Origin of the sequence: Rodentibacter ratti (genome assembly GCF_002000485.1) — a bacterium.
Lineage (GTDB): Bacteria > Pseudomonadota > Gammaproteobacteria > Enterobacterales > Pasteurellaceae > Rodentibacter > Rodentibacter ratti.
In genome coordinates this window covers 1-19,295 of sequence record NZ_MLAJ01000006.1, presented here as the reverse complement: position 1 = coordinate 19,295, position 19,295 = coordinate 1, and the positions used below count along the sequence as shown (strand labels likewise).

At 40.0% G+C, this 19,295-nt stretch carries 19 protein-coding genes; 10 read left to right on the top strand and 9 right to left on the bottom strand.

Annotated elements, in window-relative coordinates:
* Positions 1-153: 153 nt before the first annotated feature.
* The gene (thrS, locus tag BKG94_RS06610) at positions 154-2,085 is read right to left on the bottom strand and encodes a threonine--tRNA ligase (RefSeq protein WP_077435457.1); all 1,932 of its coding nucleotides are present in this window, start codon (positions 2,083-2,085) and stop codon (positions 154-156) included.
* A gap of 270 nt (positions 2,086-2,355) precedes the next feature.
* Between thrS and BKG94_RS06605 the strand changes: the two genes are divergently transcribed.
* The 9 genes from BKG94_RS06605 (at position 2,356) to trpA (ending at position 11,240) form a co-directional block, all read left to right on the top strand.
* Positions 2,356-2,940, top strand: a complete 585-nt coding sequence (locus tag BKG94_RS06605) for an FMN-dependent NADH-azoreductase (RefSeq protein ID WP_077435455.1) — start codon at positions 2,356-2,358, stop codon at positions 2,938-2,940.
* 317 nt (positions 2,941-3,257) lie between these two features.
* Complete coding sequence (gene trpE / locus BKG94_RS06600) at positions 3,258-4,805, top strand: anthranilate synthase component I (RefSeq protein WP_077435453.1); 1,548 nt, start codon at positions 3,258-3,260, stop codon at positions 4,803-4,805.
* A gap of 10 nt (positions 4,806-4,815) precedes the next feature.
* Entirely contained in the window at positions 4,816-5,397 is a 582-nt protein-coding gene (locus BKG94_RS06595) for an aminodeoxychorismate/anthranilate synthase component II (RefSeq protein ID WP_077435451.1), read from the top strand.
* 46 nt (positions 5,398-5,443) lie between these two features.
* Positions 5,444-5,830 (top strand): tautomerase family protein, encoded by a 387-nt coding sequence (locus BKG94_RS06590; RefSeq protein ID WP_077435449.1) that lies wholly within the window; start codon positions 5,444-5,446, stop codon positions 5,828-5,830.
* An 82-nt stretch (positions 5,831-5,912) separates the two neighbouring features.
* Entirely contained in the window at positions 5,913-6,914 is a 1,002-nt protein-coding gene (trpD, locus tag BKG94_RS06585) for an anthranilate phosphoribosyltransferase (RefSeq protein ID WP_077435447.1), read from the top strand.
* A gap of 41 nt (positions 6,915-6,955) precedes the next feature.
* On the top strand, positions 6,956-8,395 hold the full coding sequence (trpCF, locus tag BKG94_RS06580) for a bifunctional indole-3-glycerol-phosphate synthase TrpC/phosphoribosylanthranilate isomerase TrpF (protein WP_077435445.1): 1,440 nt from the start codon (positions 6,956-6,958) through the stop codon (positions 8,393-8,395).
* A 64-nt stretch (positions 8,396-8,459) separates the two neighbouring features.
* Positions 8,460-9,218, top strand: coding sequence for an SDR family oxidoreductase (locus BKG94_RS06575; protein WP_077435443.1), 759 nt, complete (start codon positions 8,460-8,462; stop codon positions 9,216-9,218).
* A gap of 16 nt (positions 9,219-9,234) precedes the next feature.
* Positions 9,235-10,431 (top strand): tryptophan synthase subunit beta, encoded by a 1,197-nt coding sequence (gene trpB / locus BKG94_RS06570; protein WP_077435441.1) that lies wholly within the window; start codon positions 9,235-9,237, stop codon positions 10,429-10,431.
* Positions 10,431-11,240, top strand: a complete 810-nt coding sequence (gene trpA, locus BKG94_RS06565; RefSeq protein WP_077435439.1) for a tryptophan synthase subunit alpha — start codon at positions 10,431-10,433, stop codon at positions 11,238-11,240. The genes trpB and trpA overlap by 1 nt, the downstream gene beginning before the upstream one ends.
* Before the next feature lie 48 nt (positions 11,241-11,288).
* On the opposite strand, the gene BKG94_RS06560 is transcribed toward trpA, so the two are convergent.
* The 4 genes from BKG94_RS06560 to rplM all read right to left on the bottom strand — a co-directional run bounded on the left by BKG94_RS06560 (position 11,289) and on the right by rplM (position 13,396).
* Entirely contained in the window at positions 11,289-11,738 is a 450-nt protein-coding gene (locus BKG94_RS06560) for a ClpXP protease specificity-enhancing factor (protein ID WP_077435437.1), read from the bottom strand.
* The gene (gene sspA, locus BKG94_RS06555) at positions 11,738-12,376 is read right to left on the bottom strand and encodes a stringent starvation protein SspA (protein WP_077435435.1); all 639 of its coding nucleotides are present in this window, start codon (positions 12,374-12,376) and stop codon (positions 11,738-11,740) included. Before sspA ends, BKG94_RS06560 begins: the two co-directional genes overlap by 1 nt.
* 182 nt (positions 12,377-12,558) lie before the next feature.
* Entirely contained in the window at positions 12,559-12,951 is a 393-nt protein-coding gene (gene rpsI / locus BKG94_RS06550) for a 30S ribosomal protein S9 (protein WP_017806615.1), read from the bottom strand.
* Between the two features lie 16 nt (positions 12,952-12,967).
* Positions 12,968-13,396: a 50S ribosomal protein L13 gene (rplM, locus tag BKG94_RS06545; RefSeq protein ID WP_077416350.1), complete on the bottom strand. Its 429-nt coding sequence runs from the start codon at positions 13,394-13,396 to the stop codon at positions 12,968-12,970.
* A 309-nt stretch (positions 13,397-13,705) separates the two neighbouring features.
* On the opposite strand from rplM, the gene metF reads away from it, so the two are divergent.
* Positions 13,706-14,590, top strand: a complete 885-nt coding sequence (metF, locus tag BKG94_RS06540; RefSeq protein ID WP_077435433.1) for a methylenetetrahydrofolate reductase — start codon at positions 13,706-13,708, stop codon at positions 14,588-14,590.
* 40 nt (positions 14,591-14,630) lie between these two features.
* Here the strand turns inward: metF and BKG94_RS06535 are convergent, their stop codons facing one another.
* The 4 genes from BKG94_RS06535 to pheS all read right to left on the bottom strand — a co-directional run bounded on the left by BKG94_RS06535 (position 14,631) and on the right by pheS (position 18,919).
* A complete protein-coding gene (locus BKG94_RS06535; RefSeq protein WP_077435431.1) occupies positions 14,631-15,122 on the bottom strand; it encodes a C40 family peptidase in 492 nt (163 codons plus the stop codon).
* 57 nt (positions 15,123-15,179) lie between these two features.
* Entirely contained in the window at positions 15,180-15,476 is a 297-nt protein-coding gene (locus tag BKG94_RS06530; protein ID WP_077435429.1) for an integration host factor subunit alpha, read from the bottom strand.
* A gap of 4 nt (positions 15,477-15,480) precedes the next feature.
* Entirely contained in the window at positions 15,481-17,868 is a 2,388-nt protein-coding gene (gene pheT, locus BKG94_RS06525) for a phenylalanine--tRNA ligase subunit beta (RefSeq protein WP_077435427.1), read from the bottom strand.
* Between the two features lie 61 nt (positions 17,869-17,929).
* Positions 17,930-18,919 (bottom strand): phenylalanine--tRNA ligase subunit alpha, encoded by a 990-nt coding sequence (gene pheS / locus BKG94_RS06520; protein ID WP_077435425.1) that lies wholly within the window; start codon positions 18,917-18,919, stop codon positions 17,930-17,932.
* Positions 18,920-19,295 lie beyond the last annotated feature (376 nt).

The window sequence follows — 19,295 nt, the reverse complement described above, 5'->3', positions numbered from 1 at the left end:
AGCATCGCTGCTTTGTTGATGTGTATTAAACAAGATAAATCTTAAGAAAAAGTTAAGAAACCTTCATTTTTCTTAAAATTTATAAAAAAGGCTAGTGTAACCTAGCCTTTCATTATTTATTACCGTCAAGTGCGGTTAATTTTGAGGGTGTTTTTACTCTTCATTTAGCAATTTTAATTCACGGTTTCTCACTTGTTTTTTCAAGATTTCCGCAAATTCTTCTACGCTGAATGTACCAAGATCCACGCCTTTACGGGTACGCACCGCCACTTTACCTTCTGCGATTTCTTTATCACCACAAACCAGCATATACGGCACACGGCGTAAAGTATGTTCACGGATTTTAAACCCGACTTTTTCATTTCGTAAATCCGTTTTCACCCGTAAACCGGCATCAGATAATTGTTTTGCCACCTGTTGAACATAATCCGCTTGGCTATCGGTAATATTCATCACCACAGCCTGTGTTGGCGCTAACCAAGCAGGGAAGAAACCGGCATATTCTTCGGTAATAATCCCGATGAAACGTTCGATCGAACCTAAAATCGCACGGTGGATCATCACCGGGATTTTACGTCCGTTATCTTCAGCAACATAAGTGGCATCTAAACGCCCCGGTAAAGCAAAGTCTAATTGCACCGTACCGCATTGCCATTCACGACCTAAACTATCACGCAATGCGAACTCAATTTTCGGCCCGTAGAATGCCCCTTCACCTTCTTGAACTTCATATTCAAGATGATTATGTGCCAAGGCTGCAGCAAGGCCTGCTTCCGCACGATCCCACATTTCATCCGAACCAATACGGTTTTCAGGACGGGTTGAAAGTTTCACATAAATATCGGTAAAACCGAAAGTGCTGTAAATGTCATACACCATTTTAATACAGCTGGTAACTTCACTTTCGATTTGATCTTCCGTGCAGAAAATATGGGCGTCATCTTGGGTAAAACCACGCACACGCATTAAGCCATGTAAAGAACCGGACGGCTCATTACGGTGGCAAGAACCGAATTCCGCCATACGGATAGGTAAATCACGGTAAGATTTTAATCCTTGATTGAAAATTTGCACGTGACCCGGGCAGTTCATCGGCTTAATCGCATATTCACGATTTTCCGATTGTGTCGTGAACATTAAATCACCGTAGTTTTGCCAATGTCCTGTTTTTTCCCACAACACACGATCCATCATAAATGGACCTTTTACTTCTTGATAATCGTATTCTTTTAATTTTGTGCGGACAAAGGTTTCAAGCTCACGGAAAATCGTCCAACCGTCATTGTGCCAGAACACCATACCCGGCGCTTCTTCTTGCATATGGTACAAATCTAAGGCTTTACCGATTTTACGGTGATCACGTTTTGCCGCTTCTTCCAAACGTTGTAAATATTCTGCTAATTGTTTTTTATCTGCCCAAGCGGTGCCGTAGATACGTTGTAACATTTTATTTTTGCTATCACCACGCCAGTACGCTCCAGCCACTTTTTGTAATTTGAAATGATGGCAGAAACGCATATTTGGCACGTGCGGCCCACGGCACATATCAATATATTCTTGATGATGATATAACGCCGGTGTTGCCGTACGTTCAATATTTTCATCTAAAATTGCCATTTTATACGGCTCACCACGTTGCTCAAATGTATCTCGTGCTTCTTGCCAGCTTACGCGTTTTTTCACCACATCATAATTGGTTTTCGCCAATTCAAGCATACGTTTTTCAATCGCTTCTAAATCTTCTTGGGTTAAAGAGCGATCTAAATCCACGTCATAATAAAAGCCGTTTTCAATGGTTGGACCGATAGCCATTTTCACATCCGGGAATAATTGCTTGATGGCATGACCTAATAAATGGGCACAAGAATGGCGGATAATTTCCAGACCATCTTCATCTTTTGCCGTAATGATTTCCAGTGTGGCATCTTGCTCGATAATATCACAGGCATCACGGCGCTCACCGTTTACACGACCGGCAATGGTTGCTTTGGCAAGACCTGCACCAATATCTTGAGCGACTTCAAGTACGGAAACAGGGCGATCAAATTGACGTTGGGAACCGTCAGGTAAAGTAATAATTGGCATAATTTTTCCTTATACAGTGGTCACCCATACGAAAGGTGACATGCTCGTTTAAAAATTCGATAAAAATTAACCGCACTTAGCTTCATTCCTACCATTGAATGAGAAAAGTGCGGTCGCAAATTCTATCACTTTCTTACGATCTTGTTAAATAGAAAACAGCCTTGATTTTTTCATAAAAAGAAATAATGTTTTTCTTAAAAAGAACTTTATCTATGAAAAAATAAACACTAGAATCGCAACCCTTATTTTACGCAAGTTAAAGGAAATAAAATGAGCAACGTATTGGTGTTAAAATCAAGCATTCTTGCTGATAATTCTCAGAGTAACAAATTGGTGGATTATACGATCGAAAAACTACAAGGTAACAATATTGTGGTTCGGGATCTAGCCAAAGATCCACTTCCCCACTTCGATGCCACTGCGGCTATTGCGGTGCGTGGTGAGCCTAAAACAGCAGAAGAAAAACAACTTCTCGCACTTTCCGATGAACTGGTTTCCGAATTAAAAAATGCGGATACTCTTGTCATTGGTGCGCCAATGTATAATTTGAATATTCCCACTCAATTAAAATCTTATTTTGATTTCATCGCCCGTCCGCGTGTCACATTTCAATATACGGCAAACGGCCCGGAAGGTTTATTGAAAGGTAAAAAAGCAATTGTATTATGTGCATTTGGCGGACTATACGATGATGAAAACCTTGTCACTCAATATATGAAAGCCATTTTAGGTTTTGTCGGAATTACTGACGTACAGTTTGTGTATGCACAAGGTATTGGCTTTGGTCCGGAAGCGATTGAAAAAGCATTACAGTCTGCCAAAGTAAAAATTAATGATATTGTGACCGCACTTTAATTTGAAATATAGCCCTTTTCAAAGCCATCTTTGCATAGATGGCTTTTTTATGCCATGAGATATAACCTGATAAATGTACTTTGAAGGGGGTACATGATGAGCATTACAAACCCCAAAATATTTTTTCCCTTCAACTAAAGTTTATCGTAGTGATGAAGCCTATAATTTATATACCGATAATAAACAAGCCCGTTCACACATTCAGCAAGGTTTTCAGCCAATATAAAATTCAATAACACAAGATTTTTTAAATCTCTTCTTGACTTATTTAATCTGTACTAGTTTAATAGTACAAAATTTTTGAAAAGGATTTAAAAATGCAAAACAATGCTTTCATTGCGGTTACCACTCAACCTGTTCCTTATCACTCAGATACCACCGCAATTTTTAACACATTATGTCATCATCCTAATACGCTGCTCCTCGACTCTGCTGAAATTGGCAGCAAAAATAGCTTACAAAGTCTGATATTTATCAATGCGGCAGTTAAAATTACTTGCGTAGGTCACAACGTCACATTTAAAGCATTAAATGCGAATGGTAAACAGGTTTTGAAAGAGATTTTTCCTGTTTTAACTCAGAGCAATCCGCTAAGTGCGGTCTATTTTGATGATGAATTTTCCGTTGATTTTCCCCCACTTGAGAATCAATTGGATGAAGACAGTAAATTACAATCAGCGACAATTTTTGATGGATTACGGGTGATTTCGAATCTTTACCAACACAGCGATACGGCTGTTTTTTTAGGCGGTTTATTTGCTTATGATTTAGTGGCTAATTTCATCCCGATGAATGACATCAAATTAAAAGATGACGGAATTTCTTGCCCTGACTACAGTTTTTATCTCGCCGAACATCTCATCACGATCGATCATCAAAGCCAACAAGCCACACTGAAAAGTTACTGTTTTGCACAGGAAGAACAAGTCAATGTGGCAAAAACAGCCCTCGCTATCGCACAAAAATTAAAAAATATTGCTCATATTTTATCTATTAAACCGGCAAGTGATGAGGTGAACACGAATTTTGAGGATGCTGAATTTATCAATGTAGTGAAAGCGTTAAAGCACCATATTAATATTGGGGATGTTTTCCAAATCGTCCCTTCCCGTCGCTTTTCTCTTGCTTGCCCTAACCCACTGGCAAGTTATGCTCAGCTTAAACAAAATAATCCAAGTCCTTATATGTTCTATATGAACGATGAAGATTTCATTTTGTTTGGTGCCTCACCAGAAAGTGCGCTCAAATATACGCCGAAAAATCGTCAGTTAGAAATTTATCCGATTGCCGGCTCACGTCCACGTGGATTTGATGCGCACGGTAATATTGATCCTGAATTGGATACCCGTTTAGAACTGGAATTACGATTAGATCACAAAGAGCAAGCAGAACACCTAATGTTAGTGGATTTGGCACGCAACGATATTGCCCGAGTTTGTCAAAGTGGTACTCGTCAAGTTGCAGAGTTAATGCAAGTGGATCGTTATTCCCATATTATGCATCTTGTTTCACGAGTAGTGGGTAAACTTCGCCCTGAATTAGATGCGCTTCACGCCTATCAAGCCTGTATGAATATGGGGACACTCACCGGCGCACCGAAAATCAAGGCAATGCAACTTATTTATCAATATGAACAGCAAAAACGCCACAGTTATGGTGGTGCGGTGGGTTATCTCACCTCCGAGGGCAATTTAGACACTTGTATCGTGATTCGCTCCGCCTTTGTACAAAAGGGTATTGCCCATGTGCAAGCGGGCTGTGGTGAGGTGTTAGATTCCGATCCGCAAATGGAAGCGGATGAAACCCGACACAAAGCCGCCGCTGTATTAAAAGCAATTCGTCAGATCAACACACAAGCCAAATAAGGGATACGTTATGGCAAATATTCTTTTTTTAGATAACTTTGATTCCTTCACTTATAATCTTGTGGATCAATTTCGTGTCTTAGGACATCAAGTTAAAATTTACCGCAACGATTGCGATTTAGCACAATTAATCGAAACCGCATTAAATACGCCTGAAACGATTCTGGCCCTTTCCCCCGGCCCCGGCACACCGGCCGAAGCCGGTATTTTGTTGCCGTTAATTGAACGCTTAAAAAAACATGTTCCTATTATCGGCATCTGTTTAGGCCATCAAGCCTTAATTCAAGCTTTTGGCGGCAACGTAGTTCACGCCGGTGAAGTATTACACGGGAAAGTGTCCAAAATCACTCATGATGGCGAGGCGATGTTTAAAGAGCTTGTCAATCCTATGCCGGTTGCCCGTTATCATTCCCTTATGGGACAAGATTTACCTCAGGAATTTGTCATCAATGCACAATACAATGGTATTATTATGGCGATTCGCCACCAAGAGTTGCCTATTTGCGCATTCCAATTCCATCCGGAAAGTATTTTAACCGTGCAAGGATCACAATTATTACAACAATCCATTGAATGGTTACTCAATCACTAAAAAACAATGATAGGCACTCGCCCATCCAACCTAAAAGGAAAACAATATGATTACTGTATTTGGACTTAAATCCCAACTCTTACCACGCAGAGAAATGTTAGCTGACGTGATTTATAACAGCCTCTATTTAGGCCTGGATATTCCCAAAGGAAAACACGCTATTCGTTTTTTAGGCTTAGAAAAAGAAGATTTTTATTACCCGTTTGATCGTAGCGATGATTACACCGTCATTGAAATTAATTTAATGGCCGGCCGAATGGAAGGGACAAAAAAACGCCTAATCAAAATGCTATTCAGTGAACTGGAATATAAACTCGGTATTCGTGCCCATGATGTGGAAATAACCATTAAAGAACAACCGGCTCACTGCTGGGGATTCCGTGGAATGACGGGCGATGAAGCACGGGATTTGGATTACGATATTTACGTCTAATAGCCATGTGCTATTTACGACATCATAATAAAATTTTCAATCTCAAAAGCAGTAAATAGCACGATAAATCAAGGAACAAATTATGCAACACAACCTCTTATTAGAACAACTTTACAATGGTCATCTATTAAACCAATCAGAAAGCACCGCACTTTTTAATGCGGTCATTCAAGGTCATCTTTCAAATGAACAAATTGCGGCAATGTTGATTGCCCTAAAGGTTCGTGGGGTATCCATTGAGGAAATTAGCGGTGCAGTATCGGCATCACTGCAAAATTCAAATAGCTTTCCACGCCCTGACTACCCTTTTGCCGATATTGTCGGCACGGGGGGCGATGGTCAAAATACCATTAATATTTCTACGGCAAGTTGTATTGTGGCGGCGACGATGGGTGCCAAAGTGGCGAAACACGGTAATCGCAGCGTGTCCAGCCAATCCGGAGCAAGTGATGTGTTAACCGCATTAGGCGTCAACATCAATATTTCTGCACAATCGGCACGTCAAGCCTTAGATGAAATCGGTGTCTGTTTTTTATTTGCACAACAGTATCATTCCGGCTTTCGCCATGTTGCCCCTGTCCGTGCTGCATTGAAAACCCGCACAATATTCAATATCCTCGGCCCATTAATTAATCCCGCCCGCCCCAATTACCATTTACTCGGCGTTTATGCGCCGGAACTGGTGAAAACCTATGCGGAAACCGCCGTGAGTTTATGCCATGAACACACCTTTGTTGTTCACGGTTCAGGATTAGACGAAGTGGCACTACATGGTGATACACAAGTGGCAGAGGTGAAAAAGGGGAAAATAGACTACTTCACGTTAACACCTGAAGATTTTGGTTTGAAGAGCCAATCCCTTGAAAGTCTACGAGGTGGCGAGCCACAAGAAAATGCCAAAATATTGACCGCACTTTTACAAGGCAAAGGAAAAGCGGAACACGCCAATGCTGTTGCCGCCAATACAGCGCTATTACTCAAATTATTCGGCTATGAAGATCTTAAGCAAAATACGCAAAATGTATTGGAAACCTTAGCCAGTGGCAAAGCATTTGAAACCTTGCAAAAATTAACCCAATATTAGCCCTGGAAATCCACCTGAATTTGTATTAAGTAGAAAATAAGATGATAACTCAAGACTTCTCAAAACCCATTGATTCGGCAACCGTGCTGCAAAAAATCGTTCTTGATAAAGCAGCGTGGGTGAAAGCCAAAGAAGCGGAATTTCCGCTTAGTGAATTTCACCAAAACATCACAAAATCCGACCGCTCTTTTTATGAGGCTTTATCAAAAGGTTCGAACCAAAAACCGGCTTATATTTTGGAATGTAAAAAAGCCTCGCCTTCCAAAGGATTAATTCGGGCTGAATTTAATTTAGAGGAAATCGCCAATGTCTATAAACATTATGCCTCTGCGGTTTCGGTGCTAACCGATGAAAAGTATTTCCAAGGGGATTTTAAATTTTTGCCTCAAGTGCGAAATATTGTGCCACAACCGGTACTTTGCAAAGATTTTATGATAAGCGAATATCAGGTCTATCTTGCCCGTTATTATCAAGCCGATGCGATTTTGTTAATGCTTTCCGTGGTCAATGATGAAACTTATCGAGTGTTGGCGGATCTTGGTCATTCCTTGGGAATGGGGGTATTAACGGAAACCAGCAATGAAGCCGAGTTTGAACGAGCCTTGTCATTAGGGGCAAAAATCATCGGGGTGAATAATCGTAATTTGCACGATTTAACGGTGGACTTAAATCGGGTTGTTCAATTAACGGAGAAATATGCCGATCGCATACCGGCAGATGTTCGCATTATTAGTGAATCCGGTATTTATGAGCATCAGCAAATTCGTCTGCTACAAAAGGTGGCGCAAGGATTTTTAATCGGCAGCAGTTTAATGGGAAGTGCTGATTTGAACAATGCGGTTCGTGCCGTGATTTTTGGTGAAAACAAGGTATGCGGCTTAACTCGCACTCAAGATGTTAAAGCCGTTTACGCAAACGGTGTGCTTTATGGCGGGCTTATCTTTGCTGAAAAGTCAAAACGTTGTATCAGCCTGCGTCAAGCCCAAGAATTAGTCACAGCTGCGCCACTTCGTTTTGTCGGCGTATTTCAAAATCAAGAGATGGATTCTATCCTAAAAATCGCCCAACAATTACGCCTTTATGCCGTGCAATTACATGGAGCGGAAACCCCTGAGTTTATCGCCGATCTTCGTCGTCAATTACCTGAAAGCTGCCAAATTTGGAAAGCCCTATCAATTGACACAAATGAAAAAAGTGCGGTCAATTTTGCCGATGATTTAAATGTTGCGCGCTATATTTTCGATAGCCAAAGCGCAAACCAGCAAGGAGGGACAGGTAAAACCTTTGATTGGTCACTAATTCCGGAAAATCTCAAATACAAAACGATTTTGGCCGGTGGAATTTCACCGGAAAATATTGAACAGGCAATGGCTCAAGGCTGTTTAGGGGTAGATCTAAATTCCGGCGTAGAAAGCACTCCCGGCGTAAAAGATGAGGCAAAAGTGCGGTCAGTTTTTGAGAAAATTTTTAATACCATATAGTTCTTTTAATTCAATACTGCAAAAGTGTAGTATAAATACTCTGAAACTTTACTAGGAGGTGGTTATGTCTAAAATAGCATTAGTCACCGGCGCAACAGCCGGATTTGGGGCGGCAATTTGCCGTACATTAATTGGCGCAGGTTACCGTGTCATTGGTACAGGTCGCCGAACCGAACGATTAACCCTTCTCCACGCCGAACTTGGCGAACAATTTCTTCCTCTTGCTTTCGATATTTCTGATCGCGAAAAAACACAACAGGCCATCCAATCGCTCCTCACTGAATGGCGTAATATTGATTTACTCGTCAACAATGCCGGGCTCGCCCTCGGTTTAGAAACCGCCGATAAAGCCAATCTTGATGATTGGGAAAAAATGATTGATACCAACATTAAAGGCCTTGTTAATATCACGCGTTTTGTTTTACCACAAATGGTAGAGCGCAATACCGGTCATATCATCAATCTTGGATCAATTGCAGGCAATTATCCTTACCCGGGCGGTAACGTGTATGGCGGTACAAAAGCGTTCGTTAAACAATTCAGTTTAAATTTACGTGCCGATCTGGCGGGTAAAAATATTCGGGTGACGAATGTCGAACCGGGACTTTGCGGCGGGACGGAATTTTCTCATGTTCGTTTTAAAGGTGATAATGAACGGGCTGAAAAACTCTATGAAAACGTTCAATATGTGACACCACAAGATATTGCCAATATTGTGCTATGGCTTAACCAACAACCTGAATATGTCAATATTAACCGTATTGAAGTGATGCCAACTGCACAAACCTTTGCCCCCTTGAATGTCGCAAAAAATTCAAATTAATAAAAAAGGAAACACAATGTCAGATACGTTATTAAATCCCTATTTTGGTGAATTTGGCGGTATGTATGTACCGGAAATTCTCGTACCGGTGCTTCAACAATTAGAAAAAGCCTTTGTTGAAGCTAAGGATGACCCCAATTTTCAACAGGAATTTCAAGATTTACTTAAAAATTATGCGGGCAGACCCACCGCACTCACCCTTTGTCGCAATTTGACAAAAGGCACAAAAGCCAAAATTTATCTTAAACGTGAAGATCTTTTACATGGCGGTGCACATAAAACCAACCAAGTCCTCGGTCAAATTTTACTTGCAAAACGGATGGGGAAAACCCGTATCATTGCTGAAACCGGTGCCGGTCAACATGGTGTGGCAACTGCTCTCGCCTGTGCCATGCTCGATATGCCTTGCCGTGTTTATATGGGGGCAAAAGATGTGGAACGCCAATCGCCTAATGTATTTCGTATGCGCTTAATGGGCGCAGAAGTGATTCCTGTGCAAAAAGGATCTTGCTCTTTAAAAGATGCTTGTTGTGAAGCCATGCGTGATTGGTCTGCAAACTATGAAACCACCCACTACTTGCTTGGCACAGCCGCCGGCCCTCACCCTTTCCCAACCATTGTCCGTGAATTCCAAAAAATGATTGGCGAAGAAACGAAACGCCAAATTATAGAAAAAGAAGGTCGTCTGCCGGATGCGGTGATTGCCGCTGTGGGAGGCGGTTCTAACGCAATAGGGATGTTTACTGATTTTATAGATGAACCAAATGTACGTTTAATCGGTGTAGAACCTGCAGGCAAAGGCATTGAAAGCGGTGAACACGGTGCACCGTTAGGGCATGCCAAAGTCGGTATTTATTTCGGTATGAAATCCCCTTTAATGCAAACGGAAGATGGGCAAGTAGAAGAATCTTACTCTGTTTCCGCAGGGCTAGACTTCCCTTCTGTTGGCCCTCAACACGCTTATTTGCAAAGTATCGGGCGAGCGGAATACCCCTCCATTACCGATGATGAAGCCTTAAATGCCTTCCAAGAACTTGCCAAGCATGAAGGGATTATTCCGGCGTTAGAAAGCTCGCATGCCCTTGCGCAAGCACTCAAAATGATTCATCAAGAGCCTGATAAGGCACAGATTCTTGTGGTGAATTTATCCGGTCGTGGTGATAAAGACATTTTCACTGTGGACAAAATTTTAACTGAAAAAGGAATGAAATAATGAGTCGTTTTAATCGCCAATTTGCTGTACTCAACGCTAAAAATGAGGGGGCATTTGTTCCTTTTGTTACCCTATGTGATCCAACATTTGACCGCTCTTTTGAGATTATTTGCACGCTTGTTGATAATGGCGCCGATGCCCTTGAATTAGGATTTCCTTTCTCTGATCCACTTTTAGACGGCCCGGTCATTCAAGCCGCAAATAATAGAGCATTAGAGGCAGGACACAGCACGGAAGATAGCTTTAAATTGCTGGAAAAAGTGCGGTCAAAATATCCGGAGATTCCTATCAGTTTACTGCTTTGCGCCAATCTTATTTTTGCCAAAGGTCTGGATGCATTTTATCAACGCTGTGCGGACGTGGGAGTCGATGCCGTATTGGTGGCGGATATCCCATTACTAGCGAAAGAGGATTACATCAATGCAGCGAAAAAGCACGGTATTCAACCTGTTTTCATTTGCCCACCAAATGCCGATGCCAAAACTATCCAAGGTGTGGCAGAAAACAGCGAAGGTTATACTTATTTAGTTTCTCGTGCCGGTGTCACCAGTGCAGAGAACCAAGCGCATGCTAAAAATCTGGATTCTTTGGTAGAACAATTGAAAGCACACAATGCACCGCCTATTTTGCAAGGATTCGGTATCGCCCAACCGAATCAGGTAAAAGAAGCCTTGCAATTAGGCGTTGCCGGTGCAATTTCCGGATCGGCGACTGTAAAAATTATTGAGCGCCATTTAGATAATCATACAAAATGTCTAATTGAACTCGCTGAATTTATTCGCCAGATGAAGGCCGCAGCTAAACAATAAAAAAATCACCCGCACTTTCCAAAATGCGGGTGATTTCTTATTCTTAGTTTAATCTACAATTCTTAGATGAGAAGCCGATTTTACTGAAACTTTTTTATCTGTTTTTGGTTTATTAACTGCTTCAGTAAAATTAGTTGGTTGATCAGTTTGTGGCTCACGATTTAATTCATCATAAAACGTTTCCGACTCAAACATTACACCATCACCATTTTCTCGGGCATAAATGGCAAGTGCAGCTCCCATAGGGATATAAAGCTCTCGAGCAACGCCATTAAAACGAGCATTAAATTGAATAAAATCATTAGTAAGTTGCAAATTTCCCGTCGCACTTGCCGAAAGATTTAGCACAATTTGCCCGTCTTTGACATATTCAGTAGGTACATTCACCCCCCAATATGTGGCATCCACAACCAAATAGGGCGTAAAATCGTTATCAACTAACCAATCATAATAAGCCCGTAGTAAATAAGGTCGTTTTGGGGAAGACTTGTATTTCATTATTTATCATCCATCAGATTTTTAGGTGCGGCTTCACCGACTGATTGTAAAAAGGAATCCCGACTAAATACGCGATCCATATAACCTTTCAAAGCTTTGCTACCGGCACCGCTAAATTCCACACCAAATTGCTTTAATTTCCATAATAATGGGGCAATATAGCAATCAACCAGACTGAATTCTTCACTCATAAAATAAGGCATTTGTTGGAAAATCGGCGAAATGGCCAGTAATTCTTCTTTTAATTGTCTTAATGCTTCTGCACGTTCTGATTCACTGCCTTTTTCCGCTTTCATTAAAGTTGGATACCAATCTTGCTCAATACGTAACATTAAAAGACGGGTTTTGCCTCTAGAGATAGGATAAACCGGCATAAGTGGAGGATGAGGGAAACGTTCGTCAAGATATTCCATAATAATACGTGAATTAAATAATACTAAGTCACGATCAACTAAGGTTGGCAAAGTTCCATAAGGATTTAATTCCATTAAATCTTCTGATAATGCTTGTGGGTTAACTTCTTCATTTTCATAAGCTACCCCCTTTTCTGCTAATACAATTTTCACTTGATGACAGTAAATATCACCCCTATTTGAGAAAAGAGTCATAACAGAACGTTTACTTGATGCATTAGACATTGATTCCTCCGAAGATTCAAAATTCTATATTATTTTTTACTAAAAAAGGTTGCATATTCTAGCATAAAGTCATGTTCTTTTGCTAAAGAAATCTGAGTTTTTCTTTAATTTCATAGAGTTACATGATTCTATAAATATAAAAAAAGCAGGGAATTCCCTGCTTCTGAAACGAAAATAAAAAATTAACGTTTTGAGTATTGTGGACGACGACGTGCTTTGTGCAAACCCACTTTTTTACGTTCAACGCGACGTGCGTCACGAGTAACGAAACCGGCTGCACGAAGTGCAGGACGGAGAGTCTCATCGTATTCAATTAATGCACGAGTGATACCATGACGGATTGCACCCGCTTGACCAGAAATACCACCACCTTTAACTGTGATGTATAAGTCTAATTTATCAGTTAATTCAACCAATTCTAAAGGTTGACGTACAATCATACGTGAGGTTTCACGACCGAAGTAAACGTCTAATTCACGTTGGTTGATAGTGATTTTACCACTGCCCGGTTTGATAAATACACGAGCTGAAGAGCTTTTGCGGCGACCTGTGCCGTAGTTTTGATTCTCTGCCATATCCTAAACCTCGTGATTAAATATCTAAAACTTGTGGTTGTTGTGCAGCATGTTGGTGTTCAGAACCTGCATACACTTTTAATTTGCGGAACATTGCACGGCCTAATGGACCTTTTGGCAACATACCTTTAACCGCAATTTCAATCACCGCTTCAGGACGACGAGCGATCATTTCTTTAAAAGTCGCTTGTTTGATACCACCTACATAGCCGGTGTGCCAGTAATAAAGCTTATCAGTTTCTTTACGACCGGTTACCGCCACTTTATCTGCATTGATAACGATGATGTAATCACCGGTATCTACGTGTGGAGTGTACTCTGCCTTGTGTTTACCACGAAGACGACGTGCTAATTCAGTAGCTAAACGACCTAAAGTCTTACCTGTCGCATCTACTACATACCAGTCACGTTTTACAGTTTCTGGTTTTGCTACAAAAGTTTTCATTAATTAATTACCAAAAATTAAGTTTGATACCCAGTGTTCTAATGAACACAACCAGTAATCAGAATCCTCACCCCTTCGAGTGCGATCTTGATAAAATAATGCACGGTGGGAATCCGTGCATTTACAGGGTCGGTGTATTATACATACTTTTCTATAAAACGCTAATTTTTTGTGTAAAAAATCTTCATTTTGATAACTGTTTTATGAATATTAATATAATTAATGTTTTTGATGAATTTATTCAAATTGACTCATGAATTAACTTGATTTATTGTGACATCGAAAAATTATTTTGTAGGAAGAAGTGTTATGAGTTATGCAAAAGAAATTAATAATTTAAATCAAAACATTGCTGATTTTAATAAAAAAATCAGTGTATCTTTTGAGTTTTTTCCCCCTAAAAATGAAAAAATGGAAAATATGCTGTGGGAATCAATTCATCGTTTAAAAGTATTAAAACCTACATTTGTCTCTGTAACCTATGGTGCAAATTCAGGTGAAAGGGATCGTACTCACAGCATTGTTAAAACAATTAAACAAGAAACAGGATTAGAAGCCGCACCACATTTGACCGGTATTGATGCCACACCGGAAGAGTTGAAACAAATCGCTCAAGATTATTGGGATAGCGGTATTCGTCGTATTGTTGCGTTACGCGGAGATGAACCGAAAGGTTATGATAAAAAACCATTCTATGCTTCCGATTTAGTTGCACTACTCCGATCTGTAGCGGATTTTGATATTTCCGTTGCCGCTTATCCAGAAGTCCATCCCGAAGCAAAATCGGCACAAGCTGATTTGATTAACTTAAAACGTAAAATTGATGCAGGCGCAAACCATATCATCACACAATTTTTCTTTGATATTGATAGCTATCTACGCTTCCGCGATCGCTGTGCCTCTATCGGTATAGATACGGAAATCGTACCGGGCATTCTACCCGTAACGAATTTTAAGCAACTTCAAAAAATGGCATCATTTACCAATGTGAAAATACCAAGTTGGTTAGCAAAAGCCTATGACGGATTAGATGACGATCCGACAACGCGCAATCTTGTTGCCGCAAGTGTTGCTATGGATATGGTGAAAATTCTATCCAGTGAGGGTGTGAGTGATTTCCACTTCTACACACTTAATCGTAGTGAATTAACTTATGCAATTTGTCATATGTTGGGAGTTCGCCCGTCAGTCTAGACATACAAAAGTGCGGTTAAAATTTACCGCACTTTTACCTTTAAATTCGTCTCACTTGCCAAAAAGTTTTTGTCCAATAAGGTGTATTCATTGAAGAATAAATAACACCACCTTTCGTGGAAGCATGAAGAAATTTATCGTCTTTTACATAAATTCCAACATGATAGCCGTTTGGCCCTCGTCCTGTTTTAAAGAAAATTAAATCACCGGTTTGAATATCCTCTTTACGAATAAGCTTTCCATGTTTAGCCTGTTCTTTTGTCGTTCTAGGTAATGCAATATTAAAACGATCAAAAAACGTTTTTTGGACAAACCCGGAACAATCTACTCCATGTCTGGATTTCCCCCCCAACACATAAGGTGTTCCAGCCCATTCATACTGTTGTTCACTCAATAAAGTAATTGCCATAATAGGATCATCAATTTTACCTTTATAATTAATGGCATAACTTTCCCTTCCCGAGTTGCCTGAAGAGCAAGCAAACAACAGCATTGATGTAGAAATGAAAAATAAGGATTTAATCAATTTCATTTTATATCTCAAACGACAAAAGTGCGGCTAAAAATGACCGCACTTTTTCTACTCAATTTATCGACTTATTTTTGTTTTTTCAACTCTCGCACGTAACTTTTGCCCCGGTTTGAATGACACCACTCGGCGTGCTGAAACCGGTACACTCTCTCCTGTTTTAGGATTACGCCCCGGACGAGAAGCTTTATCACGTAATTCAAAATTACCGAATCCCGATAATTTTACATCACAGCCCGACTCAAGAGATAAGCGAATTTCTTCAAAAAAATCATCCACTAAATTCTTAGCTTCTAATTTTTGCAACCGATATTTTTCAATTAAAAATTCGGTAATATCAATTTTTGTCAACGTCATAAGTTTAGTCTCTTAATTCAGCGTTAAAACGTTGTTTAACTTCATCTAACACAGCGGAAATTACAGCGTTGATCTCATCATCCTCCAAGGTTTTTTCATTGTCTTGAATGGTCAAGCTGATGGCAAGACTTTTTGTACCTGACGGTACACCAATGCCTTTATATACGTCAAATAAATTGACTTGCGTGAGTTTTTCCCCACCAGCTTGCTTACACGCATCAATGACATCGCCAGCCGCAATCTCATCCGCTACCACAAGTGCCAAGTCTCGGCGGTTAGCCGGGAATTTGGAAATCTTCCTTGCTTGTATGACATTCCGATTTGCAATTGCGTTCCATAAAATTTCAAATACAACTACTTTTCCATTTAACCCCAGTTTTTGAGAAACAGATGGGTGAAGCGTACCAATAAAACCAATTTCTTTATCATCTAATTGAATCGCCGCAGACTGTCCCGGGTGTAATGCATCAAAAGTTTTTGCAACAAAACGTATTTTATTTGCCACACCGGTTAAGGAAAGCAGACTTTCTAAATCACCTTTTAAATCAAAAAAATCTACCGATTCCGATTTATTATTCCAACTTTCGTTACTTGCCGTACCGCTAATAACCGCACTTAGTACGAATTCTTGGCGTACACCGAATTCAGCTTCCGTATCAGGAATAAAACGTAATCCTGTTTCAAACAAACGAACACGATTTTGTTGACGATTTTGGTTATATAACACGGCACCGAGCAAGCCACTTAATAATGAAACCCGCATTACCGACATTTCGCTAGAAATAGGATTTGGTAACGCTAAAGCCTCTTGATGAGGATGTAATAAATTTTGTACTTTTGGATCAACAAAACTATAAGTTATCGCTTCTTGATAATCTGAATCCACAAGTGCGGTTTTAATGCGCTCCAAATCCAACACGGCTTCTTTATGATCACGCATACGTAAATGTGCCAGTGGTGCATTATTTGGAATGCTGTTATAGCCGTAAATACGTGCAACTTCCTCAATGAGGTCTTCTTCAATATCAATATCAAAACGCCAACTTGCGGAAGTTACTGTCCAAACATTATTTTCGTATTGAACATTAAAACCGAGACGATTAAAAATATCGGTCACAATCTCGGTTTCAATATGATGACCTAGTAACGCATCTAATTTCTCACGACGAAGGTGAATTTTTTTCACCTTCGGTAAAAATTCTTCATTTACCGCTTCATTAATTTCTCCGGCTTCCCCACCACAGATTTCGAGTAATAATGCCGTTGCTCGCTCCATCGCATTCCGTGCTAATTCAAAATCAACACCACGCTCAAAACGGTGTGAAGCATCCGTATGTAAGCCATACTGTCTTGCTCGACCTGCAATAGCCAACGGGGCAAAAAAAGCAGCTTCCAGAATCACATCTCTCGTTTCAGAGGTTACTCCGCTTTCTTGTCCTCCAAAGATCCCTGCCATGGCAAGCGGACCATTGGCATCTGCTATAAGTAAAGTGTTTGATTGTAATTTTGTAGCAGTACCATCCAGTAAAGTAAGTGCTTCACCTTCTTTTGCGAAACGAACTTGCACCGGTTGCAGCACTTTTGAGGCATCAAATGCATGCATTGGCTGACCTAATTCAAGCAAAATATAATTTGTAATATCAACCACAGGATCGATAGAACGGATACCGCAACGACGCAATTTTTCCTTCATCCAAATAGGCGTAGCCGCTTTTACGTTCACATTTTTTACGACTCGAAGTAAATAACGTGGACAAGCTTCCGATGCTACAAGCTCAATATCAATTTTATCTGAAATCGTTGCCGGCACTACCTCAAAGTGCGGTTGATTTACCGATTGTTTATTAACAACTCCAATTTCACGAGCAATCCCTGCAATACTTAAACAGTCTGCACGGTTCGGTGTTAAACTGATTTCAATAGCCTTATCATCTAAATTCAAGTAGTTACGAAGATCTGTGCCAATCGGGGCATCTTGTGGTAACTCAATAATTCCTTCAGATTCAGTATCAATACCAAGTTCAGAAAATGAGCAAAGCATACCTTCAGAGGGTTGACCACGTAACTTCGTTTTCTTAATTTTAAAATTACCCGGTAACACCGCACCTTCTGTCGCACAAGCAACTTTTAACCCTTGACGACAATTTGGTGCTCCACACACGATATCTAATAGTCTATCACCACCAACGTTCACCTTAGTTACACGCAATTTATCTGCATCAGGGTGTTGTGCACACTCAACAACTTCTCCGACAACCACCCCCGTAAAATCACCCGCCACATTTTCTACGCTATCCACTTCTAACCCAAGCATCGTGATTTGATCACATAATTGTTCCGTAGAAACAGCCGGATTAACCCATTCTCTTGCCCACTGCTCGCTAAATTTCATTATTCTCTACCCTTTAAAAATTGTTATATAACCTCGTTTGAGGATGCATCCGAAAAATAATTTATCTGAATTGTTTTAAAAACCGTAAATCGTTTTCAAAGAATGAACGTAAATCTGTGACGTTGTAGCGTAACATTGTTAATCGCTCAACTCCCATCCCCACTGCAAAACCGGAATATTCATTCGGATCGATTCCTGCATTACGTAATACATTCGGATGAACCATTCCACAGCCCAGAACTTCAAGCCATTTACCATTTTTACCCATAACATCCACTTCTGCTGAAGGTTCGGTAAATGGAAAATAAGAAGGTCGGAAACGAACTTTTAAATCTTCTTCAAAAAAAGCACGTAAGAAATCATGCAGTAAACCTTTTAATTCGGTAAAGTTTACTTTTTTATCGACATAAAGCAATTCAACTTGATGAAACATTGGCGTATGTGTTTGATCATAGTCATTGCGATAAACACGACCAGGCGCCATAATACGAATTGGCGGTTGCATTTTCTCCATAGTACGGATTTGCACGCCTGATGTTTGGGTACGTAACAATAAATCAGGATTAAACCAGAATGTATCATGATCAGCACGTGCCGGGTGATGTTTTGGAATATTCAAGGCGTCAAAATTGTAATAATCACTTTCAATTTCGGGACCGTTTTCCACAGAAAAACCGAGTTCTGAGAAAAACTGCGTGATACGATTAATTGTCATGGTAACAGGGTGTAAGCCACCTTTTTCCACTTTTTTACCGGGTAAAGTAACATCTATACGTTCTTTTTCGAGTTTAGCATTCAGCTCTGCTTGTTCCCATTCAGCTTTTTTCGTATTTAAAAACTCAAGCACTGCTTGTTTAACTTCATTAATTTTAGCCCCGATAACCGGTCGCTCCTCTGCCGTAATATTTCTCAGCTCTTGCATTAATTGCGTGAAATGACCTTTTTTACCAAAATATTCAACTCGAATCTCATCTAGTGCTACTAAACTATTATTCTCGATAGAATTAATCGCTGATTTTGCTTTTTCTGCAAGATCTTTCAGATGCTGCATAGTTTCCTCTGATTTACCTTTATCTAAAAAATTCCTTTAATAATAATACCAACGCATTAAAAAATCACGTTTTTATTTGTGTTTAAGGATTCTATCCCGATTAGCGTTTTTAGAAGCTTGATCATCATAGTAATTTTTACACATAAGGCACATTCACCAGTATCAGTTTTATCGCCTAAAGTATCCGAATTTTCTTATAAATTTTACGTAAATTATGAGAGCACTTTTACAGTGCGGTTGGAAAGGAGGAAAGGATAAAGCGACTAACTATAAAGTATTTAGCGATCACTTTTAGGAAACTTTTGAACCTTAGAAAATTAATTAACATAAAAAAATAGCATAACCAAAGTTATGCTATTTTTTATTTTTAACTAAA